General features: G+C 27.8%; 15 protein-coding genes. 3 read left to right on the top strand and 12 right to left on the bottom strand.

Annotated features, from left to right (window positions below; translation table 11 throughout):
• Positions 1–14 precede the first annotated feature (14 nt).
• The 4 genes from RYO54_RS17080 to RYO54_RS17065 all read right to left on the bottom strand — a co-directional run bounded on the left by RYO54_RS17080 (position 15) and on the right by RYO54_RS17065 (position 3,330).
• Positions 15–1,319 carry a tetratricopeptide repeat protein gene (locus RYO54_RS17080; RefSeq protein ID WP_315121527.1) on the bottom strand — a complete coding sequence of 435 codons (1,305 nt, stop codon included), beginning with the start codon at positions 1,317–1,319 and terminating at the stop codon, positions 15–17.
• A 247-nt stretch (positions 1,320–1,566) separates the two neighbouring features.
• The gene (locus tag RYO54_RS17075; RefSeq protein ID WP_315121524.1) at positions 1,567–1,731 is read right to left on the bottom strand and encodes a YtxH domain-containing protein; all 165 of its coding nucleotides are present in this window, start codon (positions 1,729–1,731) and stop codon (positions 1,567–1,569) included.
• Positions 1,732–1,825: 94 nt separating this feature from the next.
• Positions 1,826–2,284, bottom strand: coding sequence for a ribonuclease HI (rnhA, locus tag RYO54_RS17070; protein WP_315121521.1), 459 nt, complete (start codon positions 2,282–2,284; stop codon positions 1,826–1,828).
• A gap of 56 nt (positions 2,285–2,340) precedes the next feature.
• Positions 2,341–3,330 carry a YkvA family protein gene (locus RYO54_RS17065; protein ID WP_315121518.1) on the bottom strand — a complete coding sequence of 330 codons (990 nt, stop codon included), beginning with the start codon at positions 3,328–3,330 and terminating at the stop codon, positions 2,341–2,343.
• A 240-nt stretch (positions 3,331–3,570) separates the two neighbouring features.
• On the opposite strand from RYO54_RS17065, the gene RYO54_RS17060 reads away from it, so the two are divergent.
• Positions 3,571–5,346, top strand: a complete 1,776-nt coding sequence (locus RYO54_RS17060) for an ATP-dependent metallopeptidase FtsH/Yme1/Tma family protein (protein WP_315121516.1) — start codon at positions 3,571–3,573, stop codon at positions 5,344–5,346.
• Between the two features lie 107 nt (positions 5,347–5,453).
• Here RYO54_RS17060 and RYO54_RS17055 read toward each other — a convergent pair whose 3' ends face one another.
• The 3 genes from RYO54_RS17055 to RYO54_RS17045 all read right to left on the bottom strand — a co-directional run bounded on the left by RYO54_RS17055 (position 5,454) and on the right by RYO54_RS17045 (position 8,368).
• Positions 5,454–6,515 (bottom strand): rhomboid family intramembrane serine protease, encoded by a 1,062-nt coding sequence (locus RYO54_RS17055; RefSeq protein ID WP_315121514.1) that lies wholly within the window; start codon positions 6,513–6,515, stop codon positions 5,454–5,456.
• A gap of 234 nt (positions 6,516–6,749) precedes the next feature.
• Positions 6,750–7,808 carry an HD-GYP domain-containing protein gene (locus RYO54_RS17050; RefSeq protein ID WP_315121511.1) on the bottom strand — a complete coding sequence of 353 codons (1,059 nt, stop codon included), beginning with the start codon at positions 7,806–7,808 and terminating at the stop codon, positions 6,750–6,752.
• 167 nt (positions 7,809–7,975) lie between these two features.
• Positions 7,976–8,368: a DUF6762 family protein gene (locus RYO54_RS17045; protein WP_315121507.1), complete on the bottom strand. Its 393-nt coding sequence runs from the start codon at positions 8,366–8,368 to the stop codon at positions 7,976–7,978.
• 165 nt (positions 8,369–8,533) lie between these two features.
• Between RYO54_RS17045 and RYO54_RS17040 the strand changes: the two genes are divergently transcribed.
• Positions 8,534–8,887 (top strand): hypothetical protein, encoded by a 354-nt coding sequence (locus tag RYO54_RS17040; protein ID WP_315121504.1) that lies wholly within the window; start codon positions 8,534–8,536, stop codon positions 8,885–8,887.
• Positions 8,888–8,890: 3 nt separating this feature from the next.
• Here the strand turns inward: RYO54_RS17040 and RYO54_RS17035 are convergent, their stop codons facing one another.
• Both RYO54_RS17035 and RYO54_RS17030 read right to left on the bottom strand, forming a co-directional pair.
• Positions 8,891–9,310 (bottom strand): Fur family transcriptional regulator, encoded by a 420-nt coding sequence (locus RYO54_RS17035; RefSeq protein WP_315121501.1) that lies wholly within the window; start codon positions 9,308–9,310, stop codon positions 8,891–8,893.
• 62 nt (positions 9,311–9,372) lie between these two features.
• Positions 9,373–9,924, bottom strand: coding sequence for a manganese efflux pump (locus RYO54_RS17030; protein ID WP_315121499.1), 552 nt, complete (start codon positions 9,922–9,924; stop codon positions 9,373–9,375).
• A 166-nt stretch (positions 9,925–10,090) separates the two neighbouring features.
• Between RYO54_RS17030 and RYO54_RS17025 the strand changes: the two genes are divergently transcribed.
• Positions 10,091–11,062 (top strand): transposase, encoded by a 972-nt coding sequence (locus RYO54_RS17025; RefSeq protein WP_315121496.1) that lies wholly within the window; start codon positions 10,091–10,093, stop codon positions 11,060–11,062.
• 235 nt (positions 11,063–11,297) lie between these two features.
• Here the strand turns inward: RYO54_RS17025 and RYO54_RS17020 are convergent, their stop codons facing one another.
• The 3 genes from RYO54_RS17020 to RYO54_RS17010 form a co-directional block, all read right to left on the bottom strand.
• Positions 11,298–12,140: an SLAP domain-containing protein gene (locus tag RYO54_RS17020; protein WP_315121493.1), complete on the bottom strand. Its 843-nt coding sequence runs from the start codon at positions 12,138–12,140 to the stop codon at positions 11,298–11,300.
• 43 nt (positions 12,141–12,183) lie between these two features.
• Complete coding sequence (locus tag RYO54_RS17015) at positions 12,184–13,245, bottom strand: cell wall-binding repeat-containing protein (RefSeq protein WP_315121491.1); 1,062 nt, start codon at positions 13,243–13,245, stop codon at positions 12,184–12,186.
• A gap of 132 nt (positions 13,246–13,377) precedes the next feature.
• Positions 13,378–14,109, bottom strand: coding sequence for a hypothetical protein (locus RYO54_RS17010; RefSeq protein ID WP_315121489.1), 732 nt, complete (start codon positions 14,107–14,109; stop codon positions 13,378–13,380).
• Between the last annotated feature and the right edge of the window lie 34 nt (positions 14,110–14,143).

The following is a 14,143-nucleotide window of genomic DNA, read 5'->3' as shown; positions in this document are numbered from 1 at the left end:
CTTCACCTATCCATTTAACACTCTTTTATTATACCTAGCTTTTTAAAGACTTCCACTCCATAATTTAAATATTGTACAGCCTCACTTTCTCTACCATAATCTATATAAAATTTTCCTATCATAATTGATATTTCTGCCGCTTCTTTTAAATAATTTATATTTTTAACAAAATTTAAAGCCAATAATAAAGAACTCTCAGCTTCCTTTAAGTCTCCTTGTAACATATGAACTCTATATTTTAATAAATAATATTGTATTAATGCACTATTATCTCCATCTTTCATGCTTTCTATAATCTCATCTAAGGTTGTCTTAGCATTCTTTACATCTTTTAGCTTAATGTAATTTTCACATATATTAACTAAAGTTTCAATAAGTTTTGAATCTTTTATATTTCTCCTTATTTCTTTTGCCTTATTCAAATGAATGAAAGATTCTTCTATATTATCAAACTGATAGAATAATTTTCCTAAATTATTTTCAATTTGAGCAACATAAATTTCATCCTTTATTTCTTTGTATAAAGCCAAAGTCTTTTTAGAATATTTTATAGCATTATCTATATCACCTTTTTTGTTATATTGTTCTGATATCATTAATAATGTACTTGCATAAGATTTTCTATCATTAATTTGTTTAAACTTTTCCTTTGCTAAAAATGAATAATCTATAGCTTTTCCAATGTTCTCTAATGCATATTGAACGTTTGCCATATTATAATAAATTTCTCCTAATAAAAAATCGTTGCCTATGTTATTATCAATATAAACCTTTTCAGCCTGTTGAAAATAACTTGCTGAAGAGTGATATGCTTTTAATTTCAAAGTTATTTTTCCTAAATTTACAAAGGTATTTATTATTTCTTCATATCTATTTTCCTTTATAAAGATTACATTAGCAGACAAGAAAAATTGCTGAGCTATGGTCATTTCACCCTTATTCATGTATATTGATGCTCTTAGATAGGAAATTTTAGCCTTTCTATAATCTAAATTATATTTTTCTGCGTAAAAAAAGGCCTTTTCAATATATTGTTCTCCTAAGTAAAAATCTTTATTTAGTATGTATGATTCAGCTATGTTTTCATAATAAGTACATATTTTTTCCGCTTGTGTTTCTTCAGATTCCATCAAATACTCTACTGAGGTATTTAAAGCCACAGCTAAATACTCTAGTAAATCCATACTAGGATTAGATTTACCCGACTCTACAAGACTTATTTGACCTGGAGTAATTCTATCACCTGCTAAGTCCTTCAAAGTCATATTTAGTTCTTTTCTTGTTCTTTTAATTTTTTCACCTAGTGACAATATTTCCATAGTCCACTCTTCCTTTACTTGAAAATTTATATTAAATGTATTAATCTATTACAAATCCTAGTATATTATAACATATTTTATCCATTTATAACTAAAATAAATGAAAATTATAATAAAGTTATATAAATAAATATAATTTTCTTACTTTTCTTATTATTAATGCCATTATAAAACAAATCTATTGCCACTATGTGAAAATAAGAAATATTAAAAAGGGAAGCAAATTACTCACTTCCCTTTTAATGCATTATCTCATCCACTTCATCATGCCTTCATAAGCGTCTTCTGCACTGTTTCTTATATATTTATTAGCCCTTTTCATTTTTCTTTTTGTATTTCTATCCATATCGGGCATTAATAGCATTGTTGCAGCCGCTCCAAGCACCATTCCTGTTATAATTCTATTACGCATATCTATCACCTCTCCTATATAGAATCTAACAATAGATTATGCAGTTTATAATTTTTTAATTCAATAATTTGATGGAATTTATTTCATATAAAATTTAAACTTCATTTCTTAACATTTCATCCATAGCTTCATTAGCCAATTTATCACATCTATTGTTGTACTCATTGTCAGAGTGGCCCTTCACTTTAATAAATTTTACATGGTGATAGTTCAATAATTCTATTAAGCTTTCCCATAATTCTCTATTTTTTACAGGTTCCTTTGAAGAAGTCTTCCATCCATTTTTAAGCCAAGAATCAATCCATTTATTATTTACTGCATTTACTACATAAGCAGAATCGCTATAAAGCTGAACTTCACAAGGCTCTTTGAGAATATTTAAAGCCTCTATAACTGCTGTTAATTCCATTATATTATTTGTAGTATTTTTTACTGCCTTTTTTATTTCTTTTTTATGCTCATTATACATAAGAACTATTCCATATGCACCGATAGTATTTTCTTTTCCATTACCCCTACAAGCCCCATCAGTGTATATCGTAATTTTTTTCATTAAAGCTTCTTCCTCCCTTTAACCATCTATTTACTTAATGCCCTAAGAACATATCTTTATACACTTAAACTTTCTTGAGCCTTCCCTTGTTTTTCTTTTTTTAAATCCATTTTACTGATATTTTTATTAAAACCTTTCACTGCACTCATTAATCTTGTTACGTTTTCAGTCCCTACTAATGCAGATACATATTTAGTACCTTCTTTTATAGTTACTATTATATCTTTATCTCCTTGCCAATTCTGAAGGATAACTTCTTCTGGTACATCATTTAATATAGAGTTTAGTCCGTAAAAAGCTATTGCTATATCATCTATTTTCCCTATTAATGGTATGAAGTCTGGCAAAATATCAAAAGGTAATAATAAATATGAAATAGTTCCCGCAACTTTAGCTTTGGTAACAGTGCTAACCCTTTTATCTCTTAACAGTCTCCAAAGTAGTGCTACAATATCCGGTATAATCATTCCGTATTCTACAATTTTTTCATATTTATTTGGAACCCTTTGTCCAACTTCCTTTCTAATTTCAGTATAGCAATCATCTTGAGGAATAAACTCCTCATTTTTTTCTTCTTTTTCAATTTTTAAAGTTTCTTTCTCTTGAGTGTACACTACATTTTCTATTTCCGCTTCTAAAGAACCTTCAAATAAAGTTACAGATTTTAAATCAAAATTAACATAGGGTACTAATTTTGATATTGTATTAATATCTACAGATAAAGTTTCTTTTTCCGCTTTAACTCCGTATCCTTCAAATTCTTTTAATACCTTTTTTAATGCAAAATTCTTAATTCCATTTATTATTCCTATCTTAGCCACTTTTACTTTTAATATGCTCACATTCAATAAGTTATCTTTTATACTTCCAATGGCTAGCTTTGCTGAAAAAGGAACGCTAACTACCTTTTTATAGCTACCTTCTACAGTTATAAATTCATTTATAGATATTTTATTAAACTCTAATCCTTCAATGTTAATAAACTCTTTTAATGCTCCTAAAATATCTTCTTCTTTTATTAAAGCTTTTACTGATGAAATTTTCATATTATCCCCCCGTTTTTTAAATATAAGAGGTGTCCCCCCTAGCTTTATTTACATATTATTCAACAGTATTTATATATTAAAGTATACAGTAAAAATTAATTTCTGCAATAACATACATAATTTACTATAGAAAATTTTATGATTTTCATTGGACTATTATATAAAAATATTATAATATATTGCTAAACCGAAAATCATGTCGAATTTCGCTATACATTTTTATATACAGGAGGTATATACATGAATAAAATTAAACAAAAACATATATACATTCCTATAATTACAGCGGTTATATCCTTAATGTTGTTAGTAGGAGTAAACTTTAATTTTAAATCTACAAGCAATAAAAGTTATACAGAATTTTTAACAGACCTCTCAAATAAAGAAGTATCTACAGTTTATCTTACAAATACACCTAGCATTAAAATTAAACTAACAGATGGTAAAATATATGAAACAGATAACCCTAGAATAGATAATTTTAAAGAAACTATGTTAACGTCAGGAGTTCGTGTTTCAGAAAACGCGCCTTCAGACATTCCTAACATTGTTTTTACGTCAGCCTTTGTAATTTCCATAATTTCATTAATAGTTGGATTAGCTAAATCATCAAACATAACTTCAAGAGGAATGTTGTCTGTAGATTCTCTAGACACTTCCGCTACAGCAGACATGCCTTTTAATTTTAACGATGTAGCTGGTAATGAAGAAGCAAAAGAAAGTGTTATGGATGTAGTAGATTTTCTAAAAAACCCTGAAAAATATAGTTCTTATGGTGCAAGAATGCCTAAAGGAATTATATTATATGGTGAACCAGGTACTGGAAAAACTCTTCTAGCTAAAGCTGTAGCTGGTGAAGCTAATGTTCCTTTCTATGCAATGTCTGGTTCAGATTTCGTACAAGTATATGTAGGGGTTGGTGCTAGTAGAATAAGACAATTATTTAAAAAAGCAAGAAGTCATGGAAAAGCCGTTATATTCATAGATGAAATTGATGCCATAGGTAAAAAAAGAGATAACTCAAAAGCTGGTGGATCTGACGAGAGAGATCAAACTTTAAATGCTTTATTAACTGAAATGTCAGGTTTTAATGAAAAAGAAGGAATAATTATTATGGCAGCAACAAATAGATTAGACATGTTAGATGAAGCCCTATTAAGACCAGGTAGATTTGATAGACATATTGAAGTATCCTTACCTGACTTAAGTGCTAGAAAAAAGATTTTGTCCCTTCATTTAAAAAATAAACCAACAAATAATATAGATGTTGAAAACTGGTCACATAAAACTGCTTATTTTTCAGGTGCTAAGCTTGAAAATCTTGTAAATGAGGCTGCTATAATTGCTTGTAAAGAAGATAGCTCCTTTATTGAAAATTTACATTTAGATAAAGCTTATTCAATAGTTATGGCAGGATATGAAAAACAAAATAGAGATTACATTAAAGAAAAAGATAGAAGAATAACAGCTTATCACGAAGCAGGACATGCTTTAATATCACTTAAAACTCTCCCTAATGAGAGAGTGGATAAAATAACAATTATTCCAAGCACCAAAGGGGCTGGCGGATACACTATAAGCATACCAGAAGATAGCATGTACCAAAGCAAAGACTATTTAGAAAAAAGAATTATGGTACTGCTAGGTGGAAGAGCTGCGGAAGATTTAAAATTCGGACAAAATTCTATAACTACTGGTGCCCACAGTGACTTAAAACAATGTACTAATATAGCCTTTCACATGGTAACACAATACGGAATGGGAGAAACTTTAGGTCTACTAAATATGCAACAGCTAATGGATCTCAATATAAATCAAGATAAAATAATACTCGAATGCAAAAATCTTGTAGATAGACTATATGAAGAAACAAAAGAACTTTTAGCCAAAGAAATATCCTCTCTAGAAGAAATCTCCATAAACCTTCTAGAAAAAGAGACCCTAAATCATAGTGAATTAATGAAATTAATGGGGAAATTAATGGGTACAGTTCATACATTTTCACCCATAAACTGATAAGATATATGAGTAGGATGTAGGGACAGTTCATACATTTTTAGCTAAAACGAGCATAATAGATACAGAACAACAGGGGATTGGAATGAACCGTCCCCTGTTGTTTTTTACTCTTTTACGCCTGCCATAAATATAAATGATATAATTAAACCACCAATTAATCCACCAATATGACCTAAGTTATCTACATTTGCTATTGAAAATCCAATAATTAAATTTATAAATATAACTGACATTATATTGTTTATAAAACCTCTGCCAAGTTTATCTTTATACTTCAATGCTATTACTGCAGAAGCTCCAAGCAAACCAAAAATTGAACCAGATGCTCCAATTGATATACTTGGTGAAAACATATATGAAAAAGTAGATGAAACTATACCTGATACTAAATATATAAATGCATATTTCCATTTACCATATACTTTCTCTACAAAAGGTCCTAGTGAATACAAAGCATACATATTAAATCCTAAATGCACAATTCCTCCATGGAGAAAAGTACATGTAAGTAATCTATAGTACTGTCCTCTATCAATTAGAGGATTGACCTTTGCACCTAAAAACACTAACACATTAACATTACTATCTATTAAATTTCTTGATAAAATCGCTGTTATTATATACATAAATATATTAATTCCCATAAAAATATAGGTAATTGTAGCTTTCTCTAAACCTCTTTTTCTACTCACATTACTACTATTATTATTTGCGTTAATATTTATATAATATGACATTAGATTAATAATCTCTTCATTGTCTCCTGTATAATAAAATATCCTATCTCCATTTTCATCTAATATGACACAAGATTTATCTATATTATCAAAATTATATTCTGAACTATCCTGTGAAGGTTCATTATCAATCTGCTTAATATAGTTTTCAATCCATTGATAATCATTAGTAAAGAATATTTTAGCTAGAGTCATGTTACCAATGTTTAAATTATCCTGTAAATCCCTTATGATCCACTGATCATTTTTATTATCATAGTATTCATAACATAATAGAATAACTTTATGATTATATTCATCTATTTTTTTTACTAATATCCATTGACTTATAATTCCCGCATAATCTATATTTAGTTCTTGTATAGAATATCCTAAATTTCTTACGCATCCCTCTAATACAAGATTTATAAATTTGTCTCTATTGTTCATTTCTATTAATCTCCCTTTTCAAACTGTAATATTGATAAAAGCGATATATACTATTATATATTAGTTTTATCAATATTACCTTTATAAATAAAAAATTTATTTTAGTTGAATTTCATGACCCGTCCCTGAATCTACCTAAATTTGCATCCGTTAAACTTAAAACTTATATATATTTTAAAGAGCTGTCAACTTACTTATATAATTAATAGTCGACAGCTCTTTTTTATTCTTATTTCAAACTAAAGATAAAATTACAACACTTGGATTTAATATTAAGTCTATTTCATAAAATGGTATTGGAGATTTTGTTTTACTATCATATAATACTCTTACTATTGGTCTATCCGGAAAGCCTTTATTTTGCCTTACTACATACCCTTCTTCACCAGTTGAAAGTCTTACACAACTACCTAATGGATAAATTGCAAAGGTTTCTTTAAAGTCTATTACAAGTTTTTCATCAAATATTGCACCAGAACCTGCTAAGATCAACTCATAAGCATCATTAGGAGTAAATTTTTTTCTATAACATCTGTCATTACTTACTGCATCAAATACATCACAAATACATACTACTTTAGCAAATTTAGAAATATTATTGTTTACTAATCCGTAAGGGTACCCTCTACCATCAACTCTCTCATGATGCTGCTCAACAATATCGATTATATCATCAGATATTGAATAGTTTTTTCTTAATATTTCTCCACCATAAATCGTGTGTTTTTTTATTTCATTAAACTCTTCTTCCGTTAACTTATCATCTTTATTTAAAATAGTTATAGGTACTTTAGTTTTACCTACATCATGTAGAACAGCTCCAATTCCTAATTCTTTTATTTCTTTTTCTTTAAAACCAGCTGAAAGTCCCAAGAAAGAAGCCATTATACATGTATCCAAAGAATGAATATATGTATAATTATCATAAGTTTTGATATCATATATGCTTTTGTTTACATCTCCCATTTCAATTATGTATTGCACGAGATCCTCTACAACGTTTAAAGTCTGCCGTAATTCTTTACCATTACAACTATGGATGTTTTTAATTATTTGAGACATGCTTTGCATTGTAAATTGTTTTAGTTCTACTAGCTGATTATCTTCAAGAACTACGTCTTCAAGCCTTTTATCTTCAATATAAACGTAGTATACCCCTATTTCTTTTAATTTCTTTATATAGCTATTTGAAAGCTTAATTCCTGCTTTTAAAAGTATTTTTCCATCACTAGTTAAGATACTTTTGCCCAGTACCTCATTATCTCTTACACGATCAATAAACTCAAGTCTCATGATTATTCTCCTTAAAATAACATTTACATAAAAACAAGCATACTAATACTGGTTTAGTCATCTAACTATGATAATAACATAGTGTATCCATGAAATAAATACAAAATTAGAATAATTCTGCCAAAATAATTATTTAACTAACAAAATAATTATACATACTACATATCCTATACATATTCATCTTTTTTCAACTTAATTTCTTCAAAAACTCTATCCATTTCATTTTTAATCAAATGGCAAATTTCACTTAGCTTATTTTCTATCTCTTCAATATCCTCTATATATTCAAACTTAATTAACCATGTTGGGTTATATTCATCATCTATATATTCCATATAATAACCCTTCTCCTTAAATATTTCCTCATTAAAACAATCATAAATAGCAGTATATTCCCATTCTTCAACATCATTTTTTGTATCAAAATATAAATTTATGTTTTCTCCATCGTAAAAAAATTGGGTTATATACTCTGCTCCTTCATCAACTTTATAGCTACCTAACTCTTTTACAAAAATATTATTTTCTTTTTTCATTAAAATAAGTGATGAAAATTCCACTCAAATTCCTCCCTTATATAAACAATTTACTTTTTACCTTTTTTTGTATATAATGGAATTATATCTTTATTCCTATATTATACATGTACTTAAATATAATTTATTTATCGTAGTATATATAAATTTATTAAATGCTTGCAAATAATTTATCATGAGGTGACTTCCATGAAAACAAAAAAAATAAAGAGAATCAAAAGCAAATATAAGTCCAATTTAATTATATTTATAGTAATTTTATTGCTTTTAGCTTTCATAAGAATAAGAATTATACATATAAACAGTAGAGAAATAACTTACTCAGTAGAAAGATATGTAACAAGTGGCATATTAAATCGTAATAAATTACACCATATCAATAGCTTTCACACGACATTTTCTGATGGGAAAGTTGCTATTGTACAAGTTGTTGGCCCACAAAGAAAGTCCCCTTATAAAAAGATAAAATACGATGTTCTAGTTGAAAAAAACTCAAAAGGAATTTGGAAAGTAAAAAAGCTATACCAAATTCCTGAAAGTTAATAATTATTTTTTAATTAGGCAATCTTTGCAGACTCCCTTAAACTTTATATTAACCTCTTGTTCATCAAGGGTAAAACCCGTTTTATTTTTAATAATTTGTTCTAATTGTTGAATTGGGCAATCAATTTCAACTTCTTTATGACAAATAGTGCATTCTAATAAATGGGTATGTTTATTATGATTTATTACATAATTATATTTACCATCTCCAATATCAAACTTATCAACGATACCTTTGTTGGTTAACAGTTCTAAATTCCTATAAACTGTAGATAAATCAAGATTATATCCATTATTTTTGCACTGGTCATGAATATACTCTGCAGTTACTCCAACACTACAATCTTTTAATGCTTCAATTATTTTTATTCTTCCTTTAGTTATCTTAATATTATTTAATCTCAAAAACTCATCTATACTCATATTATCACCTTATACTTATAATAAATTATTATATCATAAATATGCTATATTAATCTTAATTTTTAAAAAAACATCATTTTGACTCCAAATAAAACCAAAATTATTCCTCCAATATAGTCAGCATATTTACCAATTAACTCAATTCTCCTTAAATATTTAGTTATAAAAAATGCAAACATAGTATTTATTAGAGCAGTTAAACCAATAAACAAAGTGTTATTTAGCATTGTAATTCTATTACTAATATTATTTAATGCTGTAAATCCAACAACCAAAGCATCAATACTTACAGAAATTCCAAGAATCATCCACATACCTGGTTTCACAAGAATACACTCTTCTTTATTCTCTATACCTTCTTTTATCATAAGAATACCCACTGTAGATATTACAATTCCACCAATTATCTGTGGCACTGATGCAATATATGTATTAAAAAGAAGCCCTGCATATGCTCCTATAAAAGAAAGCAAAAATTGAAAAAAACCAAAGGATAAAGAACACAATAATTTATATCTAATATTTACATTTTTATTTAAGCCAACGCACAAAGCTACACCGAAAGCGTCTAATGACAGAGCTAATGCGATTAAAAACAATGAATAAAAGCTCATGACAAACCTCCATATATGAATTAAGGGACGGTTCACACTACTTCCCTATTTTTATCTTTTATATTTTACCTCTTTAAATATATTGTTTAAATATATTCATTATGTCTATAATTATTAATGTCTATTTAAAATAAAAAATTTTCATAAATAGAAAGGATGAAATAATTTGCCTAGAATCCCTAGAGTAAAAGCAGATAATGGAGTATACCATATTATAATGCGTGGGCCTAAAGAGATAAGTCTATTTAGAAGCAAAAATGATAAGGATAAATTTCTTACTATACTAAAGAAATATAAAAATATATTCTTATTCGACGTATTTGCCTACTGTTTGATGGATACTCATATTCATCTATTGATCGATTCTAAAAATGCGGACATTAGTATGTTCATGAAGTCAATTAATCAAAGTTATGCTCAGTATTATAATAAGATATATGATAGACGTGGTCATGTATTTATGGATAGATTTAAAAGCTTTGTAGCTTCAAAAGAAGAAAATATAGTTTCAATGTCAGCATATATACACAATAATCCTAAAGATATAAGAGGATATAGTAAAACTGTTGAAAACTATGATTATTCTAGTTTTGGGATATATATTGGAAAGACAAAAAATAAATATAATATTATCAACTGTGAATTTTTACTAAACTATTACTGTAAAGATCCAATTAAAGCTGCACAGCAATATTATACTTATGTTAAAAATAGATGTACAGATAAAGAGCAGCATATTCAAGATATACTTATAAATTTTAGTGATAAACTAAATCTACAATACAATTTATCTAATGACACATCTTATTATTTCAGCGGAGTAAAACCTTTGGTTAAAGATATCACACCTAAAGAAGTCCTTAATTTCTTTTTTAAAGAATATAACTTAGACAGCAGTTTAATTAACATTAAATATAACAGAAAAATATCTAATTACAGGGCAATTATTGTTTTAATAATGAGATCCTTTTGTAATTATACCTTTCAACAGATTTCTAATATAATAAATAATTTTACTCATTCATCTTTATCACGGCTATGTACTAAGGGATATCTTCTCATATCAAATGACGCATATTATAAAAATATAGCAGCTACTTTTCTTGAAAAATATTCTGTCAACTATAATTATGATTAATTCTTGAAATTACATTAACAAAAATATGTAAACACAAATCATAATTGTCCAACCTATAAAAAGTTATAAATATAAATTAAAATTAAAACTTTCCTAACATAATAAAAAACAACTCATAAATTAAATTTGATCAATTCAATTTATAAGCTGTCCTTTATTAACTTTTAACTACTTATTTATAATTTTTATAATTATATTTTATGAACTGTCCCTGAATCTTCTTCAAGTTCCCTAGTTAATTAGCAGTAAACATTACTTTACAAGCTGATAGCTCAAATTCTTCCTCTTGTAATAAATCTTTTTTAAACACTAAACTTAAAACTCTTGCCTTATTTGCATTTATTTCAAAATCTTCTAAGTCAAAAGATCCTGAAAGAACCGTCCTTCCATCTATAGTCACTATAGTTATTGGAAGTTTTTCTAATTTTACAGACTTATTAACTCCATTTCTAACTATTAAAGTCATTAATAAATCATCGTTTTGATATTGTGTTATAGTAAATACTGAAACACTAACTTGATCACGTTCTAATTTAGGCAAAGTTTTTATAAACTCCCTGAAAGTATCCGCTTCTTTCTCATCTAATCCTTCAGGAATCTTTTCCAATTCAACATTTACATAGCTTACAGCTTTAATATTGTTATCAAAAACAATTTTCCAATCGTCTTGTGATATTTCATCTACAGATACATTTTTCTTATCAAAATATATCTTACAAGGTCTAGCTGAATAAGAAGGTATATCCCCCATTGCATTTAAATCAAAGATTTGATATGCTAATTGCTCACCTTTAGAATTAACTATACAAAGAGGAACTTTGTCTAAATTTATTGCCTTCTTTAAACCATTTACTATATATATCTTTGCTTCAAATCTATCTCCATCATCAAAAATATATACACCTGATACATTAACTTGTCCATCTTCTATCTTAGGTATTACTTCATTCATTTCATCTTCAAGATAATCCTTTTGAACATCAGATATCTTATCAAGAGTATCTTGATTTAATGAAAGCTCAATCTTTAATGGTTCCATTTCTTTTACTTTTTGTGAACCGTCCCCATTATTACTCATTATTTGTCCTCCAATTCTATTACTACTATTATAGCTGCATTCACTAGTCTATACTAATTATTTCTAAATCTCCTTCAGATACTTCTCCTGCTATCTTATTTAATCTTGCTTCTACGTTACTTGATAACACGCCAGTTTGTCCTATTAAAACTATATTTGAACTTTTATTTATATTGTTTTTTATAAACATTTCATATGAAAGCATATCTTCTTCTTTAGCTATGTTTCCACTTAAAACTAAAGGGGAACCATCCTTAGCTGCTGCTGCTGAGCCTACTAGCGCATCTGCAAAGTTCTTAACTCTATCATTACCACCAGAAGCTACATAAACCTTATCAAAAGAAATGTCTTTTTTAAAATATTCTAAAACACTTAAATTAGTTTTAAATCTGTCTGCACCTTGAGCTATTCTATTACCACCAACTGAACTTATTATTGAATCTGGTAATATTCCACTTCCTCCGACAGCCATTATCTGTAATTTATTATCATCAATTACTTTTTTAACCGCTGGATTTAATTTCTTTGAATCAGATATTAATACTGGCACTCCTAATTTCGCTGCAATTGACGCAACACTTAAAGCATCTGAGTACCCATCTTGTCCATTAACCAATATAGCCTTATTAGCTCCAGTTAATTTTATTAATTCAGCTGCAACAACTGCGTTAGTATCAAATCTACTTCCACCAGCTTTATGATGACGAACTACATTGAGACCGTTTGATTTTAATGTAGAAAATATTGAGGCACTAACAACTCCCTCGCCACCAACTATGTAAACATTCTTAGCCCCTATCTTTTTAATAGTTTCTAAAACACCCTTAGGTAATTTGTCTTTCGTAGTTAACAATATAGGAGCATTTAACTGTTTTGCAAGTGGAGTAGCACTAACAGCATCTGCATATCCTTCTCCATTTACCAAAACTATATTTTCACTGCTACTAAACATACTTTCAGCAACGCTTATCGCTGTTGTAAATCTATCTTGTCCACCAACTCTATTTACTGAAGCCGCAAATACACTAGTGGAGTTTAATATAGTTGATAAAATTAGCCCCATTGCAGCGATTTTTGCCATTTTTCCATATTTCTTTTGTATCATAATTCTCCTCCTAACATCAATTTTCATATTATCCATTATATTATAACATAGGAATTTATATAGACAAAGTTTTGTAATAGAATATATTAATAGTTAATTAATGAATATGAGTAATATTTTTACACTTTTTTATTAATATGAAGTAATATTTAAAGGTACATCATAAGAATTACCTGATATATTTAATGTTGTTCTGCCTATTATTCTAGCTCCATCGATGCCATAGAAATATATCTGAACACTTGTCTTATCATTATTAATTACGTTTAATGATGGCTCACCTATATCAAATAAATGATCATTTCCTTCTACTTTATACTTTCTTATATCATTTCTAGTAGTAGCAGTTATGTTTATAACCTTAAAAATATCTAATACTGGCGATACTTCTACTTTTGCCATAGCTGTATTTTCACTTTGTATAGAAAATCTCATAACATTGTCTTTAATTAAAAACTTCCCATCTGTTCCTTGAGCACCTTTTTTAATAGTTATCTGATATGTCTGTCCCTTTTTATAGCCACCAGTTGGCGGAATTATTTTTACAGACATAGCATCATTTTTTTCAACGCTTACAGGAACAGAACTGCCTAAAATATTGTTATTAACTTCATTTACTTGAATTCTATCTTTTACAGAATAAAATTCTACTGATGAATTAAACTTAATAGTCCAAATTTTATTTATGTCTGTTGTAGCTTTACCAAGCACCTCTTTTTCTGTATCCTCGTTGTTTGCCGCATAAACTACTCCTGATTCTCTATTTATTAGTACATTTGGCAAACTAGTTTGAACTGCTCCTAATATTAATACGCATAAAATCAAAGTAAGTTTTCTATATTTTATATTTTTTGTTAAATTCAAGTTTAACTCTCCTTTCTCTGTATAAATCAACAGA

The organism is uncultured Clostridium sp. (assembly GCF_963515715.1).
GTDB lineage: Bacteria > Bacillota > Clostridia > Clostridiales > Clostridiaceae > Clostridium_AW.
Note: the sequence above shows the minus strand (reverse complement) of the source record. Positions and strands in the feature narration are given on the sequence as shown.

What these genes read in the sequence shown, in the direction of transcription:
- RYO54_RS17080 (WP_315121527.1), bottom strand. Translation starts at nt 1,319, where the DNA reads ATGGAAATATTGTCACTAGGTGAAAAAATTAAAAGAACAAGAAAAGAA.
- RYO54_RS17075 (WP_315121524.1), bottom strand. Translation starts at nt 1,731, where the DNA reads ATGCGTAATAGAATTATAACAGGAATGGTGCTTGGAGCGGCTGCAACA.
- rnhA (WP_315121521.1), bottom strand. Translation starts at nt 2,284, where the DNA reads ATGAAAAAAATTACGATATACACTGATGGGGCTTGTAGGGGTAATGGA.
- RYO54_RS17065 (WP_315121518.1), bottom strand. Translation starts at nt 3,330, where the DNA reads ATGAAAATTTCATCAGTAAAAGCTTTAATAAAAGAAGAAGATATTTTA.
- RYO54_RS17060 (WP_315121516.1), top strand. Translation starts at nt 3,571, where the DNA reads ATGAATAAAATTAAACAAAAACATATATACATTCCTATAATTACAGCG.
- RYO54_RS17055 (WP_315121514.1), bottom strand. Translation starts at nt 6,515, where the DNA reads ATGAACAATAGAGACAAATTTATAAATCTTGTATTAGAGGGATGCGTA.
- RYO54_RS17050 (WP_315121511.1), bottom strand. Translation starts at nt 7,808, where the DNA reads ATGAGACTTGAGTTTATTGATCGTGTAAGAGATAATGAGGTACTGGGC.
- RYO54_RS17040 (WP_315121504.1), top strand. Translation starts at nt 8,534, where the DNA reads ATGAAAACAAAAAAAATAAAGAGAATCAAAAGCAAATATAAGTCCAAT.
- RYO54_RS17035 (WP_315121501.1), bottom strand. Translation starts at nt 9,310, where the DNA reads ATGAGTATAGATGAGTTTTTGAGATTAAATAATATTAAGATAACTAAA.
- RYO54_RS17030 (WP_315121499.1), bottom strand. Translation starts at nt 9,924, where the DNA reads ATGAGCTTTTATTCATTGTTTTTAATCGCATTAGCTCTGTCATTAGAC.
- RYO54_RS17020 (WP_315121493.1), bottom strand. Translation starts at nt 12,140, where the DNA reads ATGAGTAATAATGGGGACGGTTCACAAAAAGTAAAAGAAATGGAACCA.
- RYO54_RS17015 (WP_315121491.1), bottom strand. Translation starts at nt 13,245, where the DNA reads ATGATACAAAAGAAATATGGAAAAATGGCAAAAATCGCTGCAATGGGG.